This window comes from Streptomyces sp. NPDC037013 (assembly GCF_055607265.1).
In genome coordinates, this window is record NZ_JBVJRV010000007.1 from 588,152 (window position 1) to 608,628 (window position 20,477).

The 20,477-nt window shown below is 71.3% G+C and carries 20 protein-coding genes; 14 read left to right on the plus strand and 6 right to left on the minus strand.

The window, feature by feature from the left end; genetic code table 11:
• Positions 1-94: 94 nt before the first annotated feature.
• A complete protein-coding gene (locus ACZ7DY_RS28105; protein WP_471139768.1) occupies positions 95-1,933 on the minus strand; it encodes a bifunctional metallophosphatase/5'-nucleotidase in 1,839 nt (612 codons plus the stop codon).
• A gap of 151 nt (positions 1,934-2,084) precedes the next feature.
• On the opposite strand from ACZ7DY_RS28105, the gene mshD reads away from it, so the two are divergent.
• The 7 genes from mshD to ACZ7DY_RS28140 all read left to right on the plus strand — a co-directional run bounded on the left by mshD (position 2,085) and on the right by ACZ7DY_RS28140 (position 9,640).
• Positions 2,085-3,014, plus strand: coding sequence for a mycothiol synthase (gene mshD, locus ACZ7DY_RS28110; RefSeq protein ID WP_471139770.1), 930 nt, complete (start codon positions 2,085-2,087; stop codon positions 3,012-3,014).
• Between the two features lie 136 nt (positions 3,015-3,150).
• Entirely contained in the window at positions 3,151-3,564 is a 414-nt protein-coding gene (locus ACZ7DY_RS28115; protein ID WP_471139773.1) for a GntR family transcriptional regulator, read from the plus strand.
• A complete protein-coding gene (locus ACZ7DY_RS28120) occupies positions 3,561-4,457 on the plus strand; it encodes an ABC transporter ATP-binding protein (RefSeq protein ID WP_471139776.1) in 897 nt (298 codons plus the stop codon). The genes ACZ7DY_RS28115 and ACZ7DY_RS28120 overlap by 4 nt, the downstream gene beginning before the upstream one ends.
• Complete coding sequence (locus tag ACZ7DY_RS28125) at positions 4,454-5,473, plus strand: ABC transporter permease (RefSeq protein ID WP_471139779.1); 1,020 nt, start codon at positions 4,454-4,456, stop codon at positions 5,471-5,473. The genes ACZ7DY_RS28120 and ACZ7DY_RS28125 overlap by 4 nt, the downstream gene beginning before the upstream one ends.
• A gap of 114 nt (positions 5,474-5,587) precedes the next feature.
• Entirely contained in the window at positions 5,588-7,939 is a 2,352-nt protein-coding gene (locus tag ACZ7DY_RS28130; RefSeq protein ID WP_471139781.1) for an RNA degradosome polyphosphate kinase, read from the plus strand.
• Positions 7,920-9,176, plus strand: a complete 1,257-nt coding sequence (locus tag ACZ7DY_RS28135; RefSeq protein ID WP_471139783.1) for a CHAD domain-containing protein — start codon at positions 7,920-7,922, stop codon at positions 9,174-9,176. The genes ACZ7DY_RS28130 and ACZ7DY_RS28135 overlap by 20 nt, the downstream gene beginning before the upstream one ends.
• A complete protein-coding gene (locus ACZ7DY_RS28140) occupies positions 9,173-9,640 on the plus strand; it encodes an NUDIX hydrolase (protein ID WP_471139786.1) in 468 nt (155 codons plus the stop codon). Before ACZ7DY_RS28135 ends, ACZ7DY_RS28140 begins: the two co-directional genes overlap by 4 nt.
• 37 nt (positions 9,641-9,677) lie before the next feature.
• On the opposite strand, the gene ACZ7DY_RS28145 is transcribed toward ACZ7DY_RS28140, so the two are convergent.
• Positions 9,678-9,812, minus strand: coding sequence for a hypothetical protein (locus ACZ7DY_RS28145; protein WP_471139789.1), 135 nt, complete (start codon positions 9,810-9,812; stop codon positions 9,678-9,680).
• Positions 9,813-10,075: 263 nt separating this feature from the next.
• Here ACZ7DY_RS28145 and pstS point away from each other — a divergent pair, with 263 nt between their 5' ends.
• The 4 genes from pstS (at position 10,076) to pstB (ending at position 14,257) form a co-directional block, all read left to right on the plus strand.
• The gene (gene pstS / locus ACZ7DY_RS28150) at positions 10,076-11,200 is read left to right on the plus strand and encodes a phosphate ABC transporter substrate-binding protein PstS (RefSeq protein WP_471139792.1); all 1,125 of its coding nucleotides are present in this window, start codon (positions 10,076-10,078) and stop codon (positions 11,198-11,200) included.
• Between the two features lie 125 nt (positions 11,201-11,325).
• Positions 11,326-12,348 carry a phosphate ABC transporter permease subunit PstC gene (pstC, locus tag ACZ7DY_RS28155; RefSeq protein ID WP_471139794.1) on the plus strand — a complete coding sequence of 341 codons (1,023 nt, stop codon included), beginning with the start codon at positions 11,326-11,328 and terminating at the stop codon, positions 12,346-12,348.
• Positions 12,345-13,427 carry a phosphate ABC transporter permease PstA gene (gene pstA, locus ACZ7DY_RS28160; RefSeq protein ID WP_471139797.1) on the plus strand — a complete coding sequence of 361 codons (1,083 nt, stop codon included), beginning with the start codon at positions 12,345-12,347 and terminating at the stop codon, positions 13,425-13,427. The genes pstC and pstA overlap by 4 nt, the downstream gene beginning before the upstream one ends.
• A gap of 53 nt (positions 13,428-13,480) precedes the next feature.
• On the plus strand, positions 13,481-14,257 hold the full coding sequence (gene pstB, locus ACZ7DY_RS28165) for a phosphate ABC transporter ATP-binding protein PstB (protein WP_471139800.1): 777 nt from the start codon (positions 13,481-13,483) through the stop codon (positions 14,255-14,257).
• A gap of 117 nt (positions 14,258-14,374) precedes the next feature.
• Here pstB and ACZ7DY_RS28170 read toward each other — a convergent pair whose 3' ends face one another.
• Both ACZ7DY_RS28170 and ACZ7DY_RS28175 read right to left on the minus strand, forming a co-directional pair.
• Complete coding sequence (locus tag ACZ7DY_RS28170) at positions 14,375-15,373, minus strand: inorganic phosphate transporter (RefSeq protein WP_471139803.1); 999 nt, start codon at positions 15,371-15,373, stop codon at positions 14,375-14,377.
• Positions 15,374-15,382: 9 nt separating this feature from the next.
• Complete coding sequence (locus ACZ7DY_RS28175; protein ID WP_030784908.1) at positions 15,383-16,003, minus strand: DUF47 domain-containing protein; 621 nt, start codon at positions 16,001-16,003, stop codon at positions 15,383-15,385.
• Between the two features lie 294 nt (positions 16,004-16,297).
• Here ACZ7DY_RS28175 and ACZ7DY_RS28180 point away from each other — a divergent pair, with 294 nt between their 5' ends.
• Complete coding sequence (locus tag ACZ7DY_RS28180; protein WP_471139804.1) at positions 16,298-16,657, plus strand: metal-sensitive transcriptional regulator; 360 nt, start codon at positions 16,298-16,300, stop codon at positions 16,655-16,657.
• A gap of 448 nt (positions 16,658-17,105) precedes the next feature.
• Here the strand turns inward: ACZ7DY_RS28180 and ACZ7DY_RS28185 are convergent, their stop codons facing one another.
• Both ACZ7DY_RS28185 and ACZ7DY_RS28190 read right to left on the minus strand, forming a co-directional pair.
• Positions 17,106-17,297: a hypothetical protein gene (locus ACZ7DY_RS28185; RefSeq protein WP_471139945.1), complete on the minus strand. Its 192-nt coding sequence runs from the start codon at positions 17,295-17,297 to the stop codon at positions 17,106-17,108.
• A gap of 154 nt (positions 17,298-17,451) precedes the next feature.
• Positions 17,452-18,285, minus strand: a complete 834-nt coding sequence (locus ACZ7DY_RS28190; RefSeq protein WP_471139807.1) for an SCO4651 family lipoprotein — start codon at positions 18,283-18,285, stop codon at positions 17,452-17,454.
• Positions 18,286-18,440: 155 nt separating this feature from the next.
• On the opposite strand from ACZ7DY_RS28190, the gene ACZ7DY_RS28195 reads away from it, so the two are divergent.
• Both ACZ7DY_RS28195 and ACZ7DY_RS28200 read left to right on the plus strand, forming a co-directional pair.
• Positions 18,441-18,659 (plus strand): hypothetical protein, encoded by a 219-nt coding sequence (locus tag ACZ7DY_RS28195; RefSeq protein WP_471139809.1) that lies wholly within the window; start codon positions 18,441-18,443, stop codon positions 18,657-18,659.
• 155 nt (positions 18,660-18,814) lie between these two features.
• Complete coding sequence (locus tag ACZ7DY_RS28200; RefSeq protein WP_471139811.1) at positions 18,815-20,401, plus strand: FAD-binding oxidoreductase; 1,587 nt, start codon at positions 18,815-18,817, stop codon at positions 20,399-20,401.
• Positions 20,402-20,477 lie beyond the last annotated feature (76 nt).

Below are 20,477 nucleotides of genomic sequence, written 5' to 3' on the forward strand. Positions count from 1 at the left end.
CCGGTAACACCCGGTTTCGGCCGGTTGTTTTAACGCACTGTTTTCAAGCTCACGTCACGTCCGGGCCACCGGCCGGAAACCCGCGTGACGTGCGTTACTTCACGATGGTGATCCGGTCCGCCTTCGGCGGCGCGATCGGCTTCTGGGCCGAGGAGTTGGCGCTCATGTAGTCGTTGAACGCCTTCAGGTCGTCGCTGCCGACCAGCGGCTTCGTGCCCTTGCCGAGTTCGGCGAAGCCGTCGCCGCCGCCCGCGAGGAAGGAGTTCATCGCGACGCGGTAGGTGGCCGCCGGGTCGATCGGCTCGCCGTTCAGCCTGATCGAGCCGGTGACGACACGGTCCGCGCCGGTCTTGGTCATGTCCAGCGTGTACGTCAGCCCGGCGGAGACCTGGAGGATCTTCGGAGAGGCCTCGTTGGCGCCGCTGACCTGCTGCTTCAGCCCGGTGACGAGCTGCGCGCCGGTCAGGTCGACGAGGTTGACGGTGTTGCTGAAGGGCTGCACGGTGAACGCCTCGCCGTATGTGACGACGCCGTCGCCCTCGCCGCCGCTCGCCTTGTAGACGATGTCGGAGCGGATGCCGCCCGGGTTCATCAGGGCGAGCACGGCCTTCGGGTCGAGCGACTTGGCGTGCGCGAGCTGCGCGTCGGCGATGAGGTCGCCGAGCGGGGACTCGGGGACGCCCGCGCCGCGGCCCGGGATGTCCGCCGAGATGAACCCGACGGGCCTGTTGGCGACGGGCGCGGCGAGCTTGTCCCAGCGCTGGATCAGCGAGGTCATGTCGGGCGCCTTGGCCTGCTCACGGCTGACGACGTGGTTGGCGGCCCGGGGGGAGCGCACGCTGGTGCGGACGATGTCCTTGGTCCTGCGGTCGTAGGTGAGCGTGGTGTCGGTGTAGAGCTTGCCGAAGGAGGAAGCCGAGGTCACCATGCGCGGCTTGCCCGCGGGGTCCGGGATCGTGCAGACGTACGCGTTGTGCGTGTGGCCGGTGACCAGGGCGTCGACCTTGGGGCTGATGCCCTTGGCGATGGTGGTGATCGGCCCCGAGATGCCGTCGCCCGCGCCCGGGGAGTCGCAGTCGTAGTTGTACGACTGGGTGGCCGGGACGCCGCCCTCGTGGATGAGGGTGACGATGGACTTCACGCCCTGCTTGTCGAGGACCTTCGCGTACTTGTTGACGGTCTCGATCTCGTCGTGGAACTTCAGCCCCTTGACGCCGTCCGCGGAGACGATGTCCGGGGTGCCCTCCAGGGTGACGCCGATGAAGCCGATCTTCACGCCCTTGTGCTTCCACACCCAGTAGGGCTTCAGGATGGGCTTGCCGGTCTTCTCGTCCGTGACGTTGGCGGCGAGGTACGGGTAGTCGGCGCCCCGGAACTTCTTGTCCTTGCCGTGCCCGTCCTTCTCGAAACAGCCGTCCTTGGGGTGGCAGCCGCCGTTCTGCATGCGGGCCAGCTCCTTGGCCCCCTCGTCGAACTCGTGGTTGCCGACGCTGGTGACGTCCAGGTCGAGCTTGTTCATCGCCTCGACGGTGGGCTCGTCGTGGAAGAGCCCGGAGAGCAGCGGGCTGGCCCCGATCAGATCGCCGGCGGCGGCGGTGACGGTGTACGGGTGGCCCTTGCGCGCGGTGCGCAGCGAGGTGGCGAGGTACTCGGCGCCACCCGCGTCGATCTTCTTCTCGGTCCCGTCGGCCTGCTTCTCGGTGACCTGGCCGGAGGAGCCGGCGGGCGGCTGCAGGTTGCCGTGGAAGTCGTTGAAGGAGAGCAGCTGCACGTCGACCGTGCGGTGCTTGCCGCCCGGGGCGCCGCCGTGGTGCTGGCCGGCCCCGGCGGGAAGCGCGGCGGCCATCGCGCCGACGGTGGCGAGTCCCGCCGCCACGGCGAGGACGCGGGTGGTGCGGCGCCTGGGCCTTCGGTGCTTCGGTATGGCGGACACGCGTTCCCCCGGGATGGTGTGAGACGAATGGGACCGTCCGGCAGCCTAGGGTCAACGCGCGTAGCGCAACAGAGGGTTGCTGGTCACATCCTGGTTGCGCGTCCTTTGAAGGTGCCCAGGGCCGCCCCGCCGCACCCCGTACGCTCGACCCATGACTGACGACCGGCCCGCCGAGGCACCCGCGCCCCTTCGGAAGATCGACACCCTCGCCGCCCTCTCCCCCACGCAGGCCGACGCCGTGCTCGGGCTGCTCGCCGAGGCGGCCCGCACGGACGGCCAGCAGGCGGTCTCCGAGCAGGGCAGGCTGCAGCTACGGGGAGGCGCCCGCGAGGGCGTGCGGCACCTGCTGCTCAGCGTCGGCGACGAGCTCGTCGGGTACGCGCAGCTGGAGGACACCGACCCCGTGGAGGCGCCCGCCGCCGAGCTCGTCGTCCACCCCGGGCGGCGCGGGCACGGGCACGGCAGGGCGCTCGGCTCGGCGCTGCTCGCCGAGTCGGGGCGGCGGCTGCGCGTCTGGGCGCACGGCGGGCACTCCGCCGCCCGGCACCTCGCGCAGGTGCTCGGTCTCGCGCTCTTCCGCGAACTGCGCCAGATGCGCCGCCCGTTGGCCGACCTGGACCTGCCCGAGCCGGTGCTCCCGCCGGGCGTGTCGGTCCGTACGTTCGTGCCGGGGCAGGACGACGCGGCCTGGCTCGCGGTGAACGCGGAGGCGTTCGCCCACCACCCCGAGCAGGGCTCGCTCACCCAGCGCGACCTGGACGACCGCAAGGCGGAGCCGTGGTTCGACCCGGCGGGCTTCTTCCTCGCGGAGAAGGACGGCGAACTGGTCGGCTTCCACTGGACGAAGGTGCACGACGAGGAGCGCCTCGGCGAGGTGTACGTGGTCGGTGTGCGGCCCGGCGCGCAGGGCGGCGGCCTCGGCAAGGCGCTGACCACGACCGGCCTTCGGCACCTGGCGGGGGCCGGTCTGCCGACCGCGATGCTGTACGTGGACGCGGACAACAAGGCGGCCGTGAGCGTCTACGAACGGCTCGGCTTCGTCACCCACGAGACGGACCTGATGTACCGCACGGAGTCCTGATTCCGGCCTCCCGGAACCTGTCCTGACCGGCGGTTTTCCCGCGAGGGCCACAAGACGAGGGGCGGCGTCACTTGACGCCGCCCCTTCTTTCCACCACCCTTTCACTACTCAATTAGTGAAAGGGTGGTGGAAGGCAGTGGTCGAGTACCGCATCGACCGGCGCAGCGGCGTCGCCACCTATCTCCAGATCGTCCAGCAGACCCACCAGGCCCTGCGCCTCGGCCTGCTGGAGCCCGGCGACAAGCTGCCCACGGCCCGCGAGGTGGTCGAGGCCACCGCCATCAACCCGAACACCGTGCTGAAGGCCTACCGGGAGCTGGAACGGGAGGGCCTGGTCGAGGCCCGCCGCGGCCTCGGCACCTTCGTCCGCCGGACGCTCGGCAGCGCACCGGCCGACTCGCCCCTGCGGGGGGAGCTCGCCGAGTGGGCGGCGCGGGCCCGCCGGGCCGGCCTGGAGAAGGACGACGTGGCGGCAGTGTTCCACGCCGTACTGGACGAACAGTTCGGCGACCGGAGCCGGGCACAGGACACCGAGGGGGAGCTCGCATGACCGACACCGCCATCGAGGCAGTCGCACTCACCAGACGCCACGGGCGGCACCGGCCCGCCCTGGACGGCTGCTCGTTCCGGCTGCCCGCCGGCCGCGTCTGTGCGCTCGTCGGCCCGAACGGCGCCGGCAAATCGACCCTGCTCGCCCTCGCCGCGGGCCTGGACCGCCCCAGCTCGGGCACTCTCACCGTCCTCGGCACCACACCCGCGAAGGCCCGCGCCCGTATCGCGTACGTCGCCCAGGACAAGCCCCTCTACCCGCGGCTGACCATCGCGGAGACCCTGCGGCTCGGCGCCGAACTCAACCCCGGGCGCTGGGACATGGCCGCGGCCGAGCGCGTCGTCGGCGGCGACCTCGACCCGGCCGAGCGCGTCCGCGCCCTCTCCGGCGGCGAACGCACCCGCGTCGCGCTCGCCCTCGCCCTCGGCAAACGGGCCGAACTGCTGCTCCTGGACGAGCCGATGGCCGACCTCGACCCGCTCGCCCGCCACCAGCTGATGGGCACGCTCATGGCCGAGGCGGCCGAACACGGCACCACCGTCGTGATGTCCTCGCACATCGTCGCCGAACTCGCCGACTCCTGCGACCACTTGCTGCTCGTCGCCGGGGGCCGGATCCGCCTCGGCGGCGCCATCGACGAACTGACCGCCGCACACCGCCTGGTCACCGGACGCGGCCCGGCCGCCCGGCTCCACCCGCACACCGTCGTCGAGTCCCGCGCCACCGGCCGCGGCCTCACCGCCCTGATCCGCCCCGAGGGCCCGGTCGGCGACGACTGGGACACCGAAGAACCCTCCCTGGAGGAGCTGTTGCTCGCCCACCTGCGCGCCCCGGACGCCCCGGCCCTGCTCACGCCGGGCACGGCATCCGCCCCCTCGGCGGTGACCGCGTGACCGCGCTGACGACCGCGCCCGCCGGTCCCCGGGCCCGCCGCGCCGCCTTCACCCTGCCGGGCGCGTACCGCGCGGTGGTGCGCCAGCACCGGACCGCCCTGTGGATCACGCTCGCCCTCTTCGCGCTCGGCGCCGCCGCGCTGATCGCCGACCGTGTCTGGGTCGCGCACGCGGCCGACGTGTTCGCGGCGTCCGACTGCTCGATCGCGCACACCACGAAGGAGTGCGGCGGCCCGGTCCGCGGCTACCTCGACGCCGAGGCGCAGTTCGGCAGGAACCTCGACCTGATGGGCATGGCGGTCCTCGCGCTGCCCTGTCTGATCGGCGCCTTCGTCGCGGGCCCGCTCCTCGCGTGGGAGCTGGAGACGGGCACGTACAAGCTGGCCTGGACCCAGTCGCTGACCCCGGCCCGCTGGCTCGCCACCCGGCTCGTCCTGAGCGCCGCGGTCGTGGTCGCCGGGGTGGGCCTGCTCGCCGCCGTACAGCGCTGGGCGTGGACCACGGGACCGGGGCTCGAATACGGCAAGGCGCCCTGGTACGAGCGGGCGATCTACGGCTCGGTGGGCCCGGTCGCCGTCGGATACGCCCTGCTCGGCGTCGCCGTCGGCGCACTCGCCGCCCTCCTGCTGCGCAACACCCTGCGCGCGATGTCGGCCACCCTCGCCGTCATGATCATCACGGTCACGCTGCTGCCGCTGGCCCGCCCCCACCTGTGGGGCAGCAAGACGGTCACCTGGTCGCAGACCTACCCGCCGGCCACGCCCGACGGCGGCTTCCCGGGGGAACGGGGCATGCTCACCTCCGACGGGAACAGGCTGCCGGAGACGCTGTGCTGGGGCTCGGGGCAGGACCCCGAACCGTGCTACGCCGAGCACCAAGTCACCGGCTGGTACGCCGACTTCCACCCGGCGTCGCACTTCTGGCCCCTCCAGCTGGTGGAGACCGGCATGCTCCTCGCCCTCGCCGCGGCCGTCACGTACACCGCCTTCCGGGTGCTGCGCCGCCGCGCGGCCTGAACCGTACGGCCACCGAAGACCCCCGGCGCGCGGACGCCCGGGGGTCTTCGGCCGATGTCCCGCACGTCATGTCGCCGTAACCGCTGATTCAGACAAGCTTGCGAAGCTCGCTCAATGCAGCCCGCCGTGCCCGACCCCGCCCCGGAGAACGGGAAGCTCCGCATCGCTCCCGCGCTCTCCGACGCGCCCATCGTCGCGCCCGGGCGGAAGAATGGTCGTATGAGCCAGCAGAACACGCAGGGACTTGTCCAGCACGCCCAGCCTTCCGTGGGTTCCATCGCCGCGCACCGCCCGGCCACCATCGCCGCCACCGTCTCCGACCTCGACCCCGACATCGACGCCGATCTCGACGCGTACGACGAGGACGCCCAGATCGGGCACGACGGCGCCGAGCTGCCCCAGGGCCGCTTCCTGGACCGGGAGCGCAGCTGGCTCGCCTTCAACGAACGCGTCCTCGAACTCGCCGAGGACCCCCAGACGCCCCTCCTGGAGCGGGCGAACTTCCTGGCGATCTTCGCCTCGAACCTCGACGAGTTCTTCATGGTCCGCGTCGCCGGCCTCAAGCGCCGCATCGCGACCGGCGTCGCCACCCGTTCGGCCTCCGGCCTGCAGCCCCGCGAGGTCCTCGAACTCATCTGGAACCGCTCCCGCGAGCTCATGGCCCGGCACGCCGCCTGCTACCAGGACGACGTCGCGCCCGGCCTCGCCGACGAGGGCATCCACCTGGTGCGCTGGCCCGAGCTGACCGAGAAGGAGCAGTCCCGGCTCTTCACGCTCTTCCGGCAGCAGATCTTCCCCGTCCTGACCCCGCTGGCCGTGGACCCCGCACACCCCTTCCCGTACATCTCCGGGCTCTCCCTCAACCTCGCCGTGGTCGTCCGCAACCCGGTCTCCGGACACCAGCACTTCGCCCGCGTGAAGGTCCCCCCGCTGCTCTCCCGCTTCCTGGAGGCCTCCCCGCAGCGCTACGTCCCGATAGAGGACGTCATCGCCGCGCCCGCCCACCTCCAGGAGCTCTTCCCGGGCATGGAGATCCAGGAGCACCACATGTTCCGGCTCACCAGGAACGAGGACCTGGAGGTCGAGGAGGACGACACGGAGAACCTCCTCCAGGCCCTGGAGAAGGAGCTGATGCGGCGCCGCTTCGGGCCGCCCGTGCGCCTTGAGGTCGAGGAGTCCATCGCGCCGAACGTGCTCAGCCTGCTGGTGCGCGAACTGAAGATCAGCGAGGCCGAGGTGTACCCGCTGCCCGGCCCGCTCGACCTCACCGGCCTCTTCAGCATCGCCAAGCTGGACCGGCCCGAGCTGAAGTACCCCAAGTTCGTGGCCGGCACCCACCGCGACCTCGCCGAGGTCGAGTCGGCGTCCGCGCCCGACATCTTCGCCGCCCTGCGCGAACGCGACGTACTGCTGCACCACCCGTACGACTCGTTCTCCACCTCCGTGCAGGCCTTCCTCGAACAGGCCGCGTCCGACCCGGACGTCCTCGCCATCAAGCAGACGCTGTACCGCACCTCGGGCGACTCCCCGATAGTCGACGCGCTCATCGACGCCGCCGAATCCGGCAAGCAGGTCCTCGTCCTCGTCGAGATCAAGGCCCGCTTCGACGAGCAGGCCAACATCAAGTGGGCGCGGAAACTGGAGGAGGCCGGCTGCCACGTCGTCTACGGCATCGTCGGCCTGAAGACCCACTGCAAGCTCTCCCTCGTCGTGCGCCAGGAGGGCGACACCCTCGTCCGCTACTCGCACGTCGGCACCGGCAACTACCACCCCAAGACCGCCCGCCTCTACGAGGACCTGGGCCTGCTCACCTCCAACGCGGAGGTCGGCGCGGACCTCTCCGACCTCTTCAACCGGCTCTCCGGCTACTCCCGCCGCGAGACCTACCGCAGGCTGCTCGTGGCCCCCAGGTCCCTGCGCGACGGCCTCGTCTCCCGCATCGAGAAGGAGACGCAGCACCACAAGGCGGGCCGCCCCGCCTATGTCCGCATCAAGGTCAACTCGATGGTCGACGAGGCCGTCGTCGACGCGCTCTACCGCGCGTCGCAGGCGGGCGTCGAGGTGGACGTGTGGGTGCGCGGGATCTGCGCGGTGCGCCCCGGTGTCGAGGGCCTCTCGGAGAACATCCGGGTGCGCTCCGTCCTCGGCCGCTTCCTGGAGCACTCCCGCGTCTTCGCCTTCGGCAACGGCGGCGAACCGGAGGTGTGGATCGGCAGCGCCGACATGATGCACCGCAATCTCGACCGCCGCATCGAGGCGCTGGTCAGGGTCCAGGACCCGGCGCACCGGGCGGCCCTCAGCCGGCTCCTGGAGACCGGCATGTCGGACACCACCGCCTCCTGGCACCTGGGCGCGGACGGCAACTGGACCCGCCACTCGGCGGACCAGGACGGCCGGCCCCTGCGGAACGTACAGGAGATGCTCATAGACGCCCGGAGGCGCCGGCGTGGCACAGCGACACCATGAGACGACGGGTACGGGGCAAGAGCCCGGCCCCGGCCCTTCGGACGAGGCGCTGACCGCCTATCTCCAGGGCCGGGCGACGGAGTTCCTGCGCTCGCTGCGGCTGCACCGCGAGTCCTCCACGGACGCGCGGGGCGCCGAGGAGGCCCTGGAGGCGGCGCGTTCCCTGCGCCGCGCCGCCCGCCGCATCGGCGGCACGCTGCACACCTTCCGCCCGCTCCTCGACCCGGAGTGGTCCGCCTCGCTCCGCACCGAACTGGCCTGGATATCGGGCACGTTGGCGCAGGAACACGCGTACACGGCGCGCCTGGAGCGGCTCCTGGACGCCCTGCACCGACTCTCGGGCCCGCCGCAGACCCCGGTCCCGGTGGGCGGCCCGCCCGCCGAAGCCGCCGAAGCCGCCGTCGCGGCCACGGTGGGCGGACGGGCCGCCGGGGGCTCCACCGGGCCCGCGCGGCACCGGGGGAGCAACGGGTGGGACCCGGCACGGACACGGCAACAGGCGCAGGGGCAGGCCCAGGTGCAGGGACGGGCTCAGGCCCAGACACAGGCGGAACCCTCGGTGCCGGGCACCCGGGACGCGGGCGCCCGGGACACCGGCGGCACCCCGCGCGGCCTCGCGGTCGGCGCCGCCAAGGCCGCCGCCCTCCTGGAGCGTCAGCTCACGCTCGCCCGGACCCGGGCCCACTCCGCCGCCCTCCAGGCCCTCGGCTCCTCCCGCTTCCACGCCCTGGCGGACCACGTGGCCGTCCTGGCCAGCGAGGTTCCGTACGGCGGCGGCGCCACGGACGGCCTCGACCGCCTCGCCGCCACCGCCGAATCGGCCCTCGCCGAAGCCGTCGCCGCGCTCCCCCTCGGCCAGGCGGGCCACCCCTACAACGCCGGCGCCCTCGTCCACGGGCTCGCGGCGGACGCCGCCCCCGACGCGCAGGACGCCCCCTGGCTGACGGTCCGCTCGCTGCTGCGCCTGCACCGGTACGCCCAGGAGGTCCTCCTCGGCCCCGCGCCGCTGGACCCCCGCCTGGCCGAAGCGGGCCACGCCCTGGACGTCCACCGCGAGGCGGCGTCCGCGGCCGCCGCGGCGGCCCACGCGGCCCGGACCCCGCGCATCGCGCCGGCCACGGCGTACGCCCTGGGTGTGCTCCACGCCGACCAGCGGCACGATGTCGAGGCGGCACGTTTCGCCTTCCAGCGGGCGTGGCTGCGCGAGGAGAACCACGAGAAGGCGAGGACGCGGTGACGTACGAGGAAGACGCCCGCCGGGAAGAGGGGCGGGAGACCACCGTCCTGGCGGCGGGCTGCGTCCTGTGGCGCCCGGCGCCCGCCGCCGACGGCGGCATCGAGCTCGCCCTCGTCCACCGGCCCAAGTGGGGGGACTGGTCCCACCCGAAGGGCAAGCTCAAGCGCGCGGAACCGGCCGCCGACGCGGCCGTACGGGAAGTGCTCGAGGAGACCGGCATGCGGTGCGAGCTGGGCGCGGAGCTGTCCACCGCCCGCTACCGGGACGCGCAGGGGAACCCCAAGGAGGTGCGCTACTGGGCGGCCGAGGCGGTCGGCGGCACTTTCGCCCCCAACTCCGAGGTGTCACAGCTGCGTTGGCTGGCCCCGGAGGCGGCCCGCCGCCTGCTGACCCGCGAGCGCGACGCGGAACTCGTCACCGAACTGCTCACGGCGCTCGGCGCGGCGGAGGGCGACCGGCGGTGAGCGCCGACCAACCGCGGTGAGCCGGGCGCCCGCCCGGCTAACGTCCGGCGGCGGCGCCTGAGTACGTGCGCCGCCGCTCCCGGCACGCCCTGCGGAACTCCAGGCAGACCCAGGCGGCCACGGCGGCGACGGCGGTGAGCACGGTGACGCCGACGAGAAACGGGACGATCATGCCCGGAGCCTATCCAGCCACCCGGCCCGAACCCACCCGGCACAGCCTGGCGCCACCCCGTCGACGCCCGCCTCACCCTCAGTAGCTATAGCGTTACTTTTCGTGAGGCAAGGGCTAACCAGGCCGACCGCCGAGGTTCACCCCCCGTTCACTCGTGCCCATCGGCCGCTTCACCTGCCCTGCCTAATTTCGGCCTTACAACACGACGTAAGACATCGCACGCCGCCAGCAAGGGTCGGCGGCTCCCGGAAGGAAGACCCGAAGTGAAGCTTCAGCGCAAGAACCGGCTCCGCGCCCTCTCCCTCGGCGCCCTCGCCGTCTCCGGCGCCCTGGCCCTCACGGCGTGCGGCTCCGACGACACCAGCTCGGGCGGTGGCGGCAAGGAGACCAACGCCAACGCCAACATCAAGTGCGACGACGCCAAGGGGCAGCTCGCCGCCTCCGGTTCGTCCGCGCAGAAGAACGCGATCGACGCCTGGCGGAAGGTCTACACGACCAACTGCAAGGACGTGCAGCTGAACTACAACCCGACGGGTTCGGGCGCCGGCATCACCGCGTTCACGCAGGGCCAGACCGCGTTCGCCGGTTCGGACTCGGCGCTGAAGCCCGAGGAGATCGAGAAGTCGAAGAAGGTCTGCAAGAGCAGCCAGGCCATCGACCTGCCCATGGTGGGCGGCCCGATCGCCATCGGCTACAACGTCCCCGGCGTCGACGAACTGACCCTGGACGCCAAGACCCTGGCCGACATCTTCAACAACAAGATCAAGAGCTGGGACGACAAGGCGATCAAGAAGCTCAACCCCGACGCCAAGCTCCCCAGCACCAAGATCCAGGCCTTCCACCGCTCCGACGAGTCCGGCACCACGGACAACTTCACCAAGTACCTGAAGGGCGCCGCCCCCGACGCCTGGCCGTACGAGCCGGGCAAGTCGTGGGAGCCCAAGGGCGGCCAGTCCGCCAACGGTTCCGCCGGTGTCGCGGGCCAGGTCAAGCAGACCGCGGGCGCCATCTCGTACTTCGAGCTCTCCTACGCCGGTGAGGGCGTCAAGACCGTCGACCTGAAGACGGGCGCCAAGGAGCCGGTGAAGGCCACCGTCGACAACGCCTCCAAGGCGATCTCCGAGGCCAAGGTCGTCGGCAAGGGCAAGGACCTCGCGCTGCAGCTGAACTACAAGCCGACCGCCGAGGGCGCCTACCCGATCACCCTGGTCACGTACGAGGTCGTCTGCGAGAAGGGCAACAAGCCCGAGACGCTCGCCGCCACCAAGTCGTTCCTGACCTACATCGCCAGCGAGGACGGCCAGAACGTCCTCAAGGACAACGACTACGCGCCGATCCCGGCCGAGATCATCACCAAGGTCCGCTCCACCGTCGCGAGCCTGAGCTAGCTGAACCGAGTGCGGCCGGCCCCGCGGGGAGACACCTCCCGGACCGGGCCGGCCGCACCGTCCGGTGCACCGCCGCCACGGAGCGCCTGCCTCACGCACGGCAGCTCCGCAGACCGGAGAACCCCATGGACATACCCAGCAACACGACCACGCCGCCACCGGTCGACGACGTCAGGCCGGTGGCCCCCGTGAGCAAGGCGGCCGCCCGCGGCGCCACCCGCCCCGGCGACCGGATCTTCCTCGGCCTCTCCCGCGGTTCCGGGATCGCGCTCCTCGTGATCATGGCCGCCATCGCCGCGTTCCTGACGTACCGCACGGCCCTCGCCCTCGCCGACAACACGGGCAACTTCCTCACCACCTTCGAGTGGGACCCGGCCGGTGCGAGCACCGGCGGCAAGCCGTACTTCGGCATCGCCGTCCTCGTCTTCGGCACCGTGGTGAGCTCGCTGATCGCCCTCGTGATCGCGGTCCCCGTCGCCATCGGCATCGCGCTGTTCATCTCGCACTACGCGCCGCGCAGGTTGGCCGGCCCCATCGCCTTCGTGATCGACCTGCTGGCCGCCGTGCCGTCGATCGTCTACGGCCTGTGGGGCGCCCTCGTCGTCGCCCCCAACCTCACCGGCCTCTACGGCTGGCTCGACGACTACCTCGGCTGGACCGGCGTCTTCGAGTACCAGGGCGGCGCCCCGCGCTCCCTGATGACCGTCGGCATCCTCCTGGCCATCATGATCCTGCCGATCATCACCAACGTGAGCCGCGAGGTCTTCCTCCAGGTCCCGAAGATGCACGAGGAGGCCGCGCTCGCCCTCGGCGCCACGCGCTGGGAGGTCATCCGCATGTCGGTGCTGCCCTTCGGCCGCTCCGGCATCATCTCCGCCTCGATGCTGGGCCTCGGCCGCGCGCTCGGCGAGACGATCGCCGTCGCCACCGTGCTCTCCCCGACCTTCGTGATCCAGGCCTCCGTGCTCGACTACGGCGGCGGCACCTTCGCGCAGAACATCGCCAGCAAGTTCAACGAGGCCAGCTCGTACGGCCAGGACGCGCTCATCGCCTCCGGCCTGATCCTCTTCCTGATCACCCTGCTGGTCAACGGCGCGGCCCGCCTGATCATCGCGCGCCGCAAGGAGTACTCGGGGGCCAACGCATGAGCACCACGACACCCACCCCGTCCGGCCCGCCCCGGACCCTCGACGCGCGGCCCTCGACGCTCAAGGCGGCCGGCCTGCCGCGCTGGTTCCCCGCCGCCGTCGCACTCGGCTCGGCCGCCGTCGCGGTCGCCGTCGGAGCCGGGGCCGGCCTGGAGAGCCGCATCCAGTGGGGCCTGATCGCCGCCCTGCTCTACGTCATCGGCTCGTACGTCCTCGCCGTCGTCGTCGAAGGCACCCGGCAGGCCAAGGACCGCCTCGCCACCTCGCTGGTCTGGGTCATGTTCCTGCTGGCCGTCGTCCCGCTGGCCTCGCTGATCTACGAGACCGTGCAGCGCGGCAGCAAGGTCTTCGACGTCTACTTCCTGACCCACTCGATGGGCGTCGTCGCCGACGACGAGGTCGGCGGCGGCATCTACCACGCGCTGATCGGCACCCTGGAGCAGGTGCTCCTCGCCTCCCTGATCGCCGTGCCGATCGGCCTGCTCACCGCGGTCTACCTCGTCGAGTACGGGCGCGGGAAGCTCTCCAAGGTCGTCACGTTCTTCGTGGACGTCATGACCGGCATCCCGTCGATCGTCGCGGGCCTGTTCGTCCTCAGCTTCTGGATCCTCATCCTCGGCTTCGACTTCTCCGGCTGGGCCGGCGCCATGGCGCTCGCCATCCTGATGATGCCGGTGGTCGTGCGCTCCACCGAGGAGATGCTCAAGCTCGTCCCGAACGAACTGCGCGAGGCCTCCCTCGCCCTCGGCGTGCCGAAGTGGCGGACCATCCTCAAGGTCGTGCTGCCCACCGCGATCGGCGGCATCACCACGGGCGTCATGCTCGCGGTGGCCCGCATCGCCGGCGAGACCGCCCCCGTCCTGCTCCTGGTCTGGGTGAACCCCCTGATCAACACGGACCCCTTCGAGGGCTCGCAGGCGTCGCTGCCGCTGTACATCTACCAGCAGTACGCGGCGGGCAACCAGGCGGCGTACGACCGGGCCTGGGCCGCGGCGCTCGCCCTCATCGGCTTCATCATGATCCTCAACCTGGCGGCCCGCGGCGTAGCGCGCTGGAAGGCCCCCAAGACGGGCCGCTGAGCGGCCGATCAGCGACCCTCTCGCACTCCCCCTCGAAAGAAGCAGTGATCCCCATGGCCAAGCGAATCGACGTATCGGGCCTGACCGCCTACTACGGCTCCCACAAGGCGATCGACGACATCTCGATGACCGTGGAGCCCCGCTCGGTGACCGCCTTCATCGGCCCGTCCGGCTGCGGCAAGTCCACCTTCCTGCGCACCCTGAACCGCATGCACGAGGTGACCACCGGCGGCCGGGTCGAGGGCAAGGTGCTCCTGGACGACGAGGACCTCTACGGCGCAGGCGTCGACCCGGTGGCCGTGCGCCGCACGGTCGGCATGGTTTTCCAGCGCCCCAACCCGTTCCCCACGATGTCGATCTTCGACAACGTCGCGGCGGGGCTGCGGCTCAACGGCTCGTACAAGAAGAGCGAGCTGAACGACGTCGTCGAGAAGTCCCTCAAGGGCGCGAACCTCTGGAACGAGGTCAAGGACCGCCTCAACAAGCCCGGCTCGGGCCTCTCCGGCGGCCAGCAGCAGCGCCTGTGCATCGCGCGGGCGATCGCGGTCGAACCGGACGTGCTCCTCATGGACGAGCCCTGCTCGGCCCTCGACCCGATCTCCACGCTCGCCATCGAGGACCTGATCGGCGAGTTGAAGGAGCGCTTCACGATCGTCATCGTGACGCACAACATGCAGCAGGCGGCCCGCGTCTCGGACCGCACGGCCTTCTTCAACCTCGCCGCCGTCGGCCAGCCCGGCAAGCTCGTCGAGATCGACGAGACGGAGCGGATCTTCTCCAACCCGTCGGTGCAGGCGACCGAGGACTACATCTCGGGCCGCTTCGGCTAGGGCCTGCCCGACTCCCCGCGGTGCTGCATGGCGGTGCCACCGCGGGGCCAACAAGAAAGGCCCGCCCCCTGGCTCCCGGGGGGCGGGCCTTTCCGTGGACGCGAGGCGGTCCGTCGCCTACAGGAAGGCGAAGTTCACGATCCAGAAGCTCAGCGCGGCGACGATCGCGGCCGCCGGCATCGTGATGAACCAGCCCAGGATGATGTTCTTGGCGACGCCCCACCGCACGGCGTTGACGCGCTTCGTGGCGCCCACACCCATGATCGCGGAGGTGATGACGTGGGTCGTCGAGATCGGCGCGTGGAACATGAACGCCGTGGTGAACATGATGCCCGCGCCGGTCGTCTCGGCGGCGAAGCCCTGCGGCGGGTCCAGCTCGATGATCTTGCGGCCGAGGGTGCGCATGATGCGCCAGCCGCCCGCGTACGTACCGAGCGACAGCATCAGCGCACAGGAGATCTTGACCCAGATCGGGATGGGCGCGTCCGCGCTCTGCACGTCGGAGATGACCAGCGCCATCACCACGATGCCCATCGTCTTCTGCGCGTCCTGCAGACCGTGGCCGAGGGCCATGCCCGCCGCGGAGACCGTCTGCGCGATGCGGAAGCCGCGCTTGGCCTTGTGCGGGTTGGACTTGCGGAACATCCACATGATCGCGCACATCACCAGGTAACCGACGACGAGGCCGACCACCGGGGAGAGGAACATCGGGATGACGATCTTGTCGACGACGCCGGACCAGATGACGCCGATCCCGCCCGCGAGCGCCGCCCCCACCATGCCGCCGAACAGCGCGTGCGACGAGGACGAGGGCAGGCCGAAGTACCAGGTGACGAGGTTCCACACGATGGCGCCGATGAGCGCCGCGAAGAGGATCCACATCCCCTTGTCGCCGTGCGGGGTCTCGATGATCCCCTCACTGACGGTCTTGGCCACGCCGCTGCCCAGGAAGGCACCGGCGAGGTTCATCACCGCGGCCATGGCGAGCGCCGCGCGGGGCGTCAGCGCACGGGTGGAGACGGAAGTGGCGATGGCGTTCGCGGAGTCGTGGAAACCGTTCGTGTACGTGAATCCGAGCGCGACGCCAATGGTCACGATCAAGGCAAAGGTGTCCATGGCGGTGCCTCAGGACTCCTTGACCGCGATGGTCTCCACAGTGTTCGCCACATGCTCGAAGGCGTCGGCGGCCTCTTCCAGCACATCCACGATCTGCTTGAGCTTCAGCACCTCGATGGCGTCGTACTTGCCGTTGAAGAGCTGGGCCAGGAGCTTGCGGTGGATCTGGTCGGCCTGGTTCTCCAGACGGTTGACCTCGATCCAGTACTCGGTGAGGTTCTCCATGGTCCGCAGGTTCGGCATGGCCTCGGCGGTCAGCTCGGCGGCCCGGGAGAGGACCTCGATCTGCTGCTCGACGCCCTTGGGAAGCTCTTCGACCTGGTACAGGACGACCAGGTCGACGGCCTCCTCCATGAAGTCCATGATGTCGTCCAGGGACGACGCGAGGTTGTAGATGTCCTCGCGGTCGAACGGCGTGATGAACGAGGAGTTCAGCTGGTGGAAGATCGCATGCGTCGCGTCGTCTCCCGCGTGTTCCGCGGCCCGCATTCGCTCTGCGATCTCGGCCCGCGCGGAAGAGTCCGCTCCGAGCAGTTCCATCAGGAGCTTCGAGCCCGTGACGATGTTGTCCGCGGATGCGGCGAACATGTCGTAGAAGCTCGTCTCCCTGGGGGTCAGACGAAAGCGCACGTGGGGTCCTCGGGGTGCTCTGGATGCGGTCAGGCTGATGCTAGGCGCATCATCCGGCCACGGCTAACCGGCCGCCCCCCAGTGTCGCCCATCAGGCACAGTGATCAGCACACCCCCCGGGAAATCGGCTATCGTATACCCTGTAGGGGTATGCGAAACCGCAGAAATGCGGGTACGTGTGACGAGTACGCGTGACGGGGGTGCCCCGCACGAAGGCCGGCGGGCCCACCAGGCTCAGCAGGTCCGGTCAGCGAGTTCAGTCAGCAGGTCAACCAAGTCCAGGAGGAGGACGCGATGACGACCACCGAGGCGGCCGACGCGGCCGTGCCGACCCCGGGAGAGCCCGCAGCGCCCTCCGACCACGACCACGGGGTGCACGGCTACCACAAGCAGAAGGACGAACACCTCAAGCGACTGCGCCGCATCGAGGGCCAGATCCGCGGCCTGCAGCGCATGGTCGAGGAGGACGTGTACTGCATCGACATACTCACGCAGGTCTCCGCCGGCACGAAGGCCCTGCAGTCCTTCGCGCTGCAGCTCCTTGAGGAGCACCTGAGGCACTGCGTGGCCGACGCGGCGGTCAAGGGCGGTACGGAGATCGACGCGAAGGTCGAGGAGGCGACGAAGGCGATCGGGCGGATGCTCCGCACGTGAGCGCTGCCGCGCGGGGTGGGGGGGTGAGTTGCCCCGTGCCGGGGCGGGCCGGGACGACGCGCCCCTACGCTCCGCGGACCGGCAACCCACCTGCCCCGGCACGGCAAGGTCCCGCGTGCCCGCTCCGCGGGCTTTTCCCCGCCCGCCCGCCCTTTCAGCCCGGCCGCTCGATCATCCTGACCGCAAGCACCCACCCGCCCCGGCACGGCAAGTGTCCGCGTGCCCGCTTCGCGGGCTTTTCCCCGCCCGCCCGCCCGTCGGTAACACCGGCCTGTGCTGTTGCGCACCGACGGCGCTCCCGTCACCCGCACCGGGCCCTCAGCCCGCGCTTTTCGCCCCGGTGCGGGGTAAACGGGTGGGTGGGTGGGAAAGATCGCCGCGAAGCGGCGGACAGGGGACCCCCCGGGCGCAGCCCGTGAGCCGCGTCACGGCCGAGCCGGGCCCCCGCCTAGCGGACGTCCTCCACGTACGCATCCGCCTCCCGCGCATCCGCGACCCGCAGAACCTCGTCGATACGGTCGACGCTCAACCGCTCCGCCGCCGCGCTCGCCGCAATGATGAGCTCCCCGCACAGTTCGATCTCGGCGAGGGCGACGTGGTCCTGAACCGCCAAACCGCCACGCATCGGAGCCACGTTCATCACCTCTTCCTGACTCGCGTATCGACCCGCCGTGCCGAGCAGCAGCCGCATCGACCCGCGTACCCGTTCCCCGCCGGTACCGACTTCCTAGGGTAGGGAGCGGGTCGCGCACCGCGCATGGCACAGACGGACCATTTCCACCAGCCGTACGCGACTACTGCTCGGCAATCTTCCCGGCGAAGATGTCCTTCTCGGCCGGAAGTCGTACCTTCACGGGCGCCCCGAAACCGTAGAGCAGCATGGTCGACGCCACGTTCGCGTCGGCCACGGTGAACCGCTGGCGCAGCTTCCGCACCCGTCCCCGGTCGTCGAGGTAGACGTCGAACGGCACCTTTCCCCTGCTGAACCCTTTCGCCGCCGCGACCCCCAGCGCACCGCGCTGACCTGCGGAGGCGGCCCGGGCGGCGGCGCGCAGGTCGATGACCCCGCGGTAGTGCCGTACATCCGCCCCACCGACGCGCTCCTCCCCCACGTACCCCACCTCGCGCGCCCCGCGCAGCAGTTCCGCCGCCGCGAGGGGGTCCGTGGCGCCGCCGGTGACGAGGTTCCCGTCGGAGAGCGAACGTGTCTCGATCCGCACCCACTTGTCGGCCGGCACCCCGGCCCCGCGGTTCTTCATGTAGAGCGCGCCGGCGGCCAGGAGTTCGGTGATGGGCCGGTGCTCGGCCTTGCCCGCGGGATCCTGCGGCAGGACCACCTCGAACCGTCCGAGCTGGTGCCGGAAGTCGTAGGAGCCGGTGCCCCGGATGGTGACGCGCGTGCCGCCGCTGGCCATCTCCATGGCGGTGTTCGCCTTCGAACTGCCCGCCCGGACCAGGGAGTCGGCGGCCCGCCGCACCGCGTGGCCGGGGTCGATGCCGCCGCTGCCGTCGGCGGCGGCGCCGGTGTTCGCGCATCCGGTCGTGACGGCCACGAGTCCCGCCGCCGCGACCACGGCGACGACCACCGCGTCCGGCCCGCCCGCGCGCCGCCTGTGCCGCTGCACCATCGCCTTCCTACCCCCAAGCGTCCCGCGCCTGTCGTGCCCGTTCCCCCGTCTTTCACATAACGACCGGTACGTGGAGCCGTCACGCGCACCGGCCGGTGGCGGCGGCCGTCGTCGACCGTCGCCGGCCGTTCACCCGGGCTCGGTACGGTGGCCGGGTGGCCGCCCAGGAAGACCCCGTAAACCCCGTAAGCCCTGTAAGCCCCGTCAGCCCCACAGCCCCCGAAGCCCCCGCGCCCCACCGCGCGACGACGGTCGAGAACGGCCGTTTCGTCGCGGCCCACTGCGTCTGCGGCTGGCGCGGACCCGCCCGCAGGGCGCGCAGCAAGGCCCGCACGGACGCGACCGAACACGAAGTGCGCGCCGACTCCCCCTGACCCCGGCCCCCACCCCCGCCCCTCACAGCCCACCCGTCCCACGAACCACCACCCCCCGTCCCACGAACCACCGCCCACCCGCCAACCCCCGCCCCCCGTACGGAACCCCGGAGCCCCGCACACCGTCTCGTCCTCGGGAAGCAACGGGAGGCGTCATGGAACGACGTACGTTCATCGGCACGACGGCGGCCGCGCTGGCCGCGGCCACGGTCGCGGGCTGCACGGGCGAGGGAGCGGGCGGCGAGGGCGCCGCCGCCGGCACGGGCGGTACCGCGTCACGCACCGGTGGCGGCACCACCGCCCTGCGGACGGCCAGCGCCGCCGCCTCCTCCCCCGCCACCCTCAAGGCCCTCGCCCGCGATCTGGACGGCACCCTCGTCCGGCCCGGCGAGGGCAAGTGGGCGGCGGCCAGGCAGCTGTACAACACGCGCTACGACGACCTGCGGCCCACCGCCGTCGCGTACGTCGCGCACCCCGACGACATCCGCACGGCCCTCTCGTACGCCCGCAGCCACCACACCCCGGTCGCGATCCGCAACGGCGGCCATTCGTACGCCGGTTGGTCGTCCGGCAACGGGCGGCTGATCATCGACGTGTCGAAGCTGAGCAAGATACGGACGAGCGGGGGCACCGCCACGATCGGCGGCGGCGCCAAGCTCATCGACGTCTACCGCGGGCTCGCCGCGAAGGGCGTGACCATCCCCGCCGGCTCCTGCCCGACCGTCGGCATCTCCGGACTGACCCTGGGCGGCGGCCACGGCGTGGTCTCCCGCGCGTACGGGCTGACCTGCGACAGCCTCACCTCCGCCACGCTCATCACGGCCGACGGCAAGCAGCTGACCGCCTCCAAGTCCGAGCACAAGGACCTCTTCTGGGCGCTGCGCGGCGCGGGCAACGGCAACTTCGGCGTCGTCACCGAGCTGACGTACCGTACGCACGCCGCGCCCCAGGGCGTCTCCGCGTACATGACCTGGCCCTGGTCGAAGGCGGCCGCGGTCATCAAGGCGTGGCAGGAGTGGGGCCCCGGGCAGCCGGACGAGATCTGGTCCTCGGCGCACCTGGCGAACTCCCCCGGCGGCACGCCCACCGTCTCCGTGGCGTGCTTCTCCCTCGGCACGTACGGCGAGCTCCAGAACGCCGTCGACCGCCTCGCCGACAAGATCGGCTCGCCCGCCCGCAGCGTCTCGTTGAAGCGGCGTACGTACAAGGAGGCGATGGAGGTGTACGCGGGCTGCTCGTCCTTCGTCTCGGACGCCCAGTGCCACCTGCCCGGCACGACGCCCGGCCGTACCTCTACGGGCGCGCTCAACCGCGAGACGTACGCGGCGAGTTCGGACTTCTTCGACCGCTCGCTGTCGGCGGCGGGCATCCGCGCGCTGCTCTCCCAGATCGAGAACGTGACGGGCGCGAGCGCGGGCAGCATCGCGCTCACCGCGCTCGGCGGCGCCATCAACCGCGTCGACCCGACGGCGACGGCCTTCGTGCACCGGCGCTCGCGGATGCTGGCGCAGTACATCGCGTCGTGGCGCGCGGGCACCTCCGGCAAGCCCGCACAGGCGTGGCTGAAAAAGGCGCATGGGGCGATGGGGCGGTACGCGTCGGGAGCGGCGTACCAGAACTACACCGACGCCACCCTGACGAACTGGCGCGAGGCGTACTACGGGGACGCGGCGCCGCGTCTGAAGAAGCTGAAGAAGCAGTACGACCCGGAGCGCTTCTTCGACTTCCCGCAGGCGCTGTAGTCCTCGCCGGGCCGTGGGGCCACGCCCCGTCACCCGTCCGGCGGGCGCCGCGACCCGAACGGCCCCGCCCGACACG

Bases quoted from the DNA above. Each gene is read 5' to 3' on its own strand.
- mshD (WP_471139770.1), top strand. From the start codon at position 2,085: ATGACTGACGACCGGCCCGCCGAGGCACCCGCGCCCCTTCGGAAGATC.
- ACZ7DY_RS28120 (WP_471139776.1), top strand. From the start codon at position 3,561: ATGACCGACACCGCCATCGAGGCAGTCGCACTCACCAGACGCCACGGG.
- ACZ7DY_RS28130 (WP_471139781.1), top strand. From the start codon at position 5,588: ATGCAGCCCGCCGTGCCCGACCCCGCCCCGGAGAACGGGAAGCTCCGC.
- ACZ7DY_RS28145 (WP_471139789.1), bottom strand. From the start codon at position 9,812: ATGATCGTCCCGTTTCTCGTCGGCGTCACCGTGCTCACCGCCGTCGCC.
- pstC (WP_471139794.1), top strand. From the start codon at position 11,326: ATGGACATACCCAGCAACACGACCACGCCGCCACCGGTCGACGACGTC.
- pstA (WP_471139797.1), top strand. From the start codon at position 12,345: ATGAGCACCACGACACCCACCCCGTCCGGCCCGCCCCGGACCCTCGAC.
- pstB (WP_471139800.1), top strand. From the start codon at position 13,481: ATGGCCAAGCGAATCGACGTATCGGGCCTGACCGCCTACTACGGCTCC.
- ACZ7DY_RS28170 (WP_471139803.1), bottom strand. From the start codon at position 15,373: ATGGACACCTTTGCCTTGATCGTGACCATTGGCGTCGCGCTCGGATTC.
- ACZ7DY_RS28180 (WP_471139804.1), top strand. From the start codon at position 16,298: ATGACGACCACCGAGGCGGCCGACGCGGCCGTGCCGACCCCGGGAGAG.
- ACZ7DY_RS28185 (WP_471139945.1), bottom strand. From the start codon at position 17,297: ATGAACGTGGCTCCGATGCGTGGCGGTTTGGCGGTTCAGGACCACGTC.
- ACZ7DY_RS28190 (WP_471139807.1), bottom strand. From the start codon at position 18,285: ATGGTGCAGCGGCACAGGCGGCGCGCGGGCGGGCCGGACGCGGTGGTC.
- ACZ7DY_RS28200 (WP_471139811.1), top strand. From the start codon at position 18,815: ATGGAACGACGTACGTTCATCGGCACGACGGCGGCCGCGCTGGCCGCG.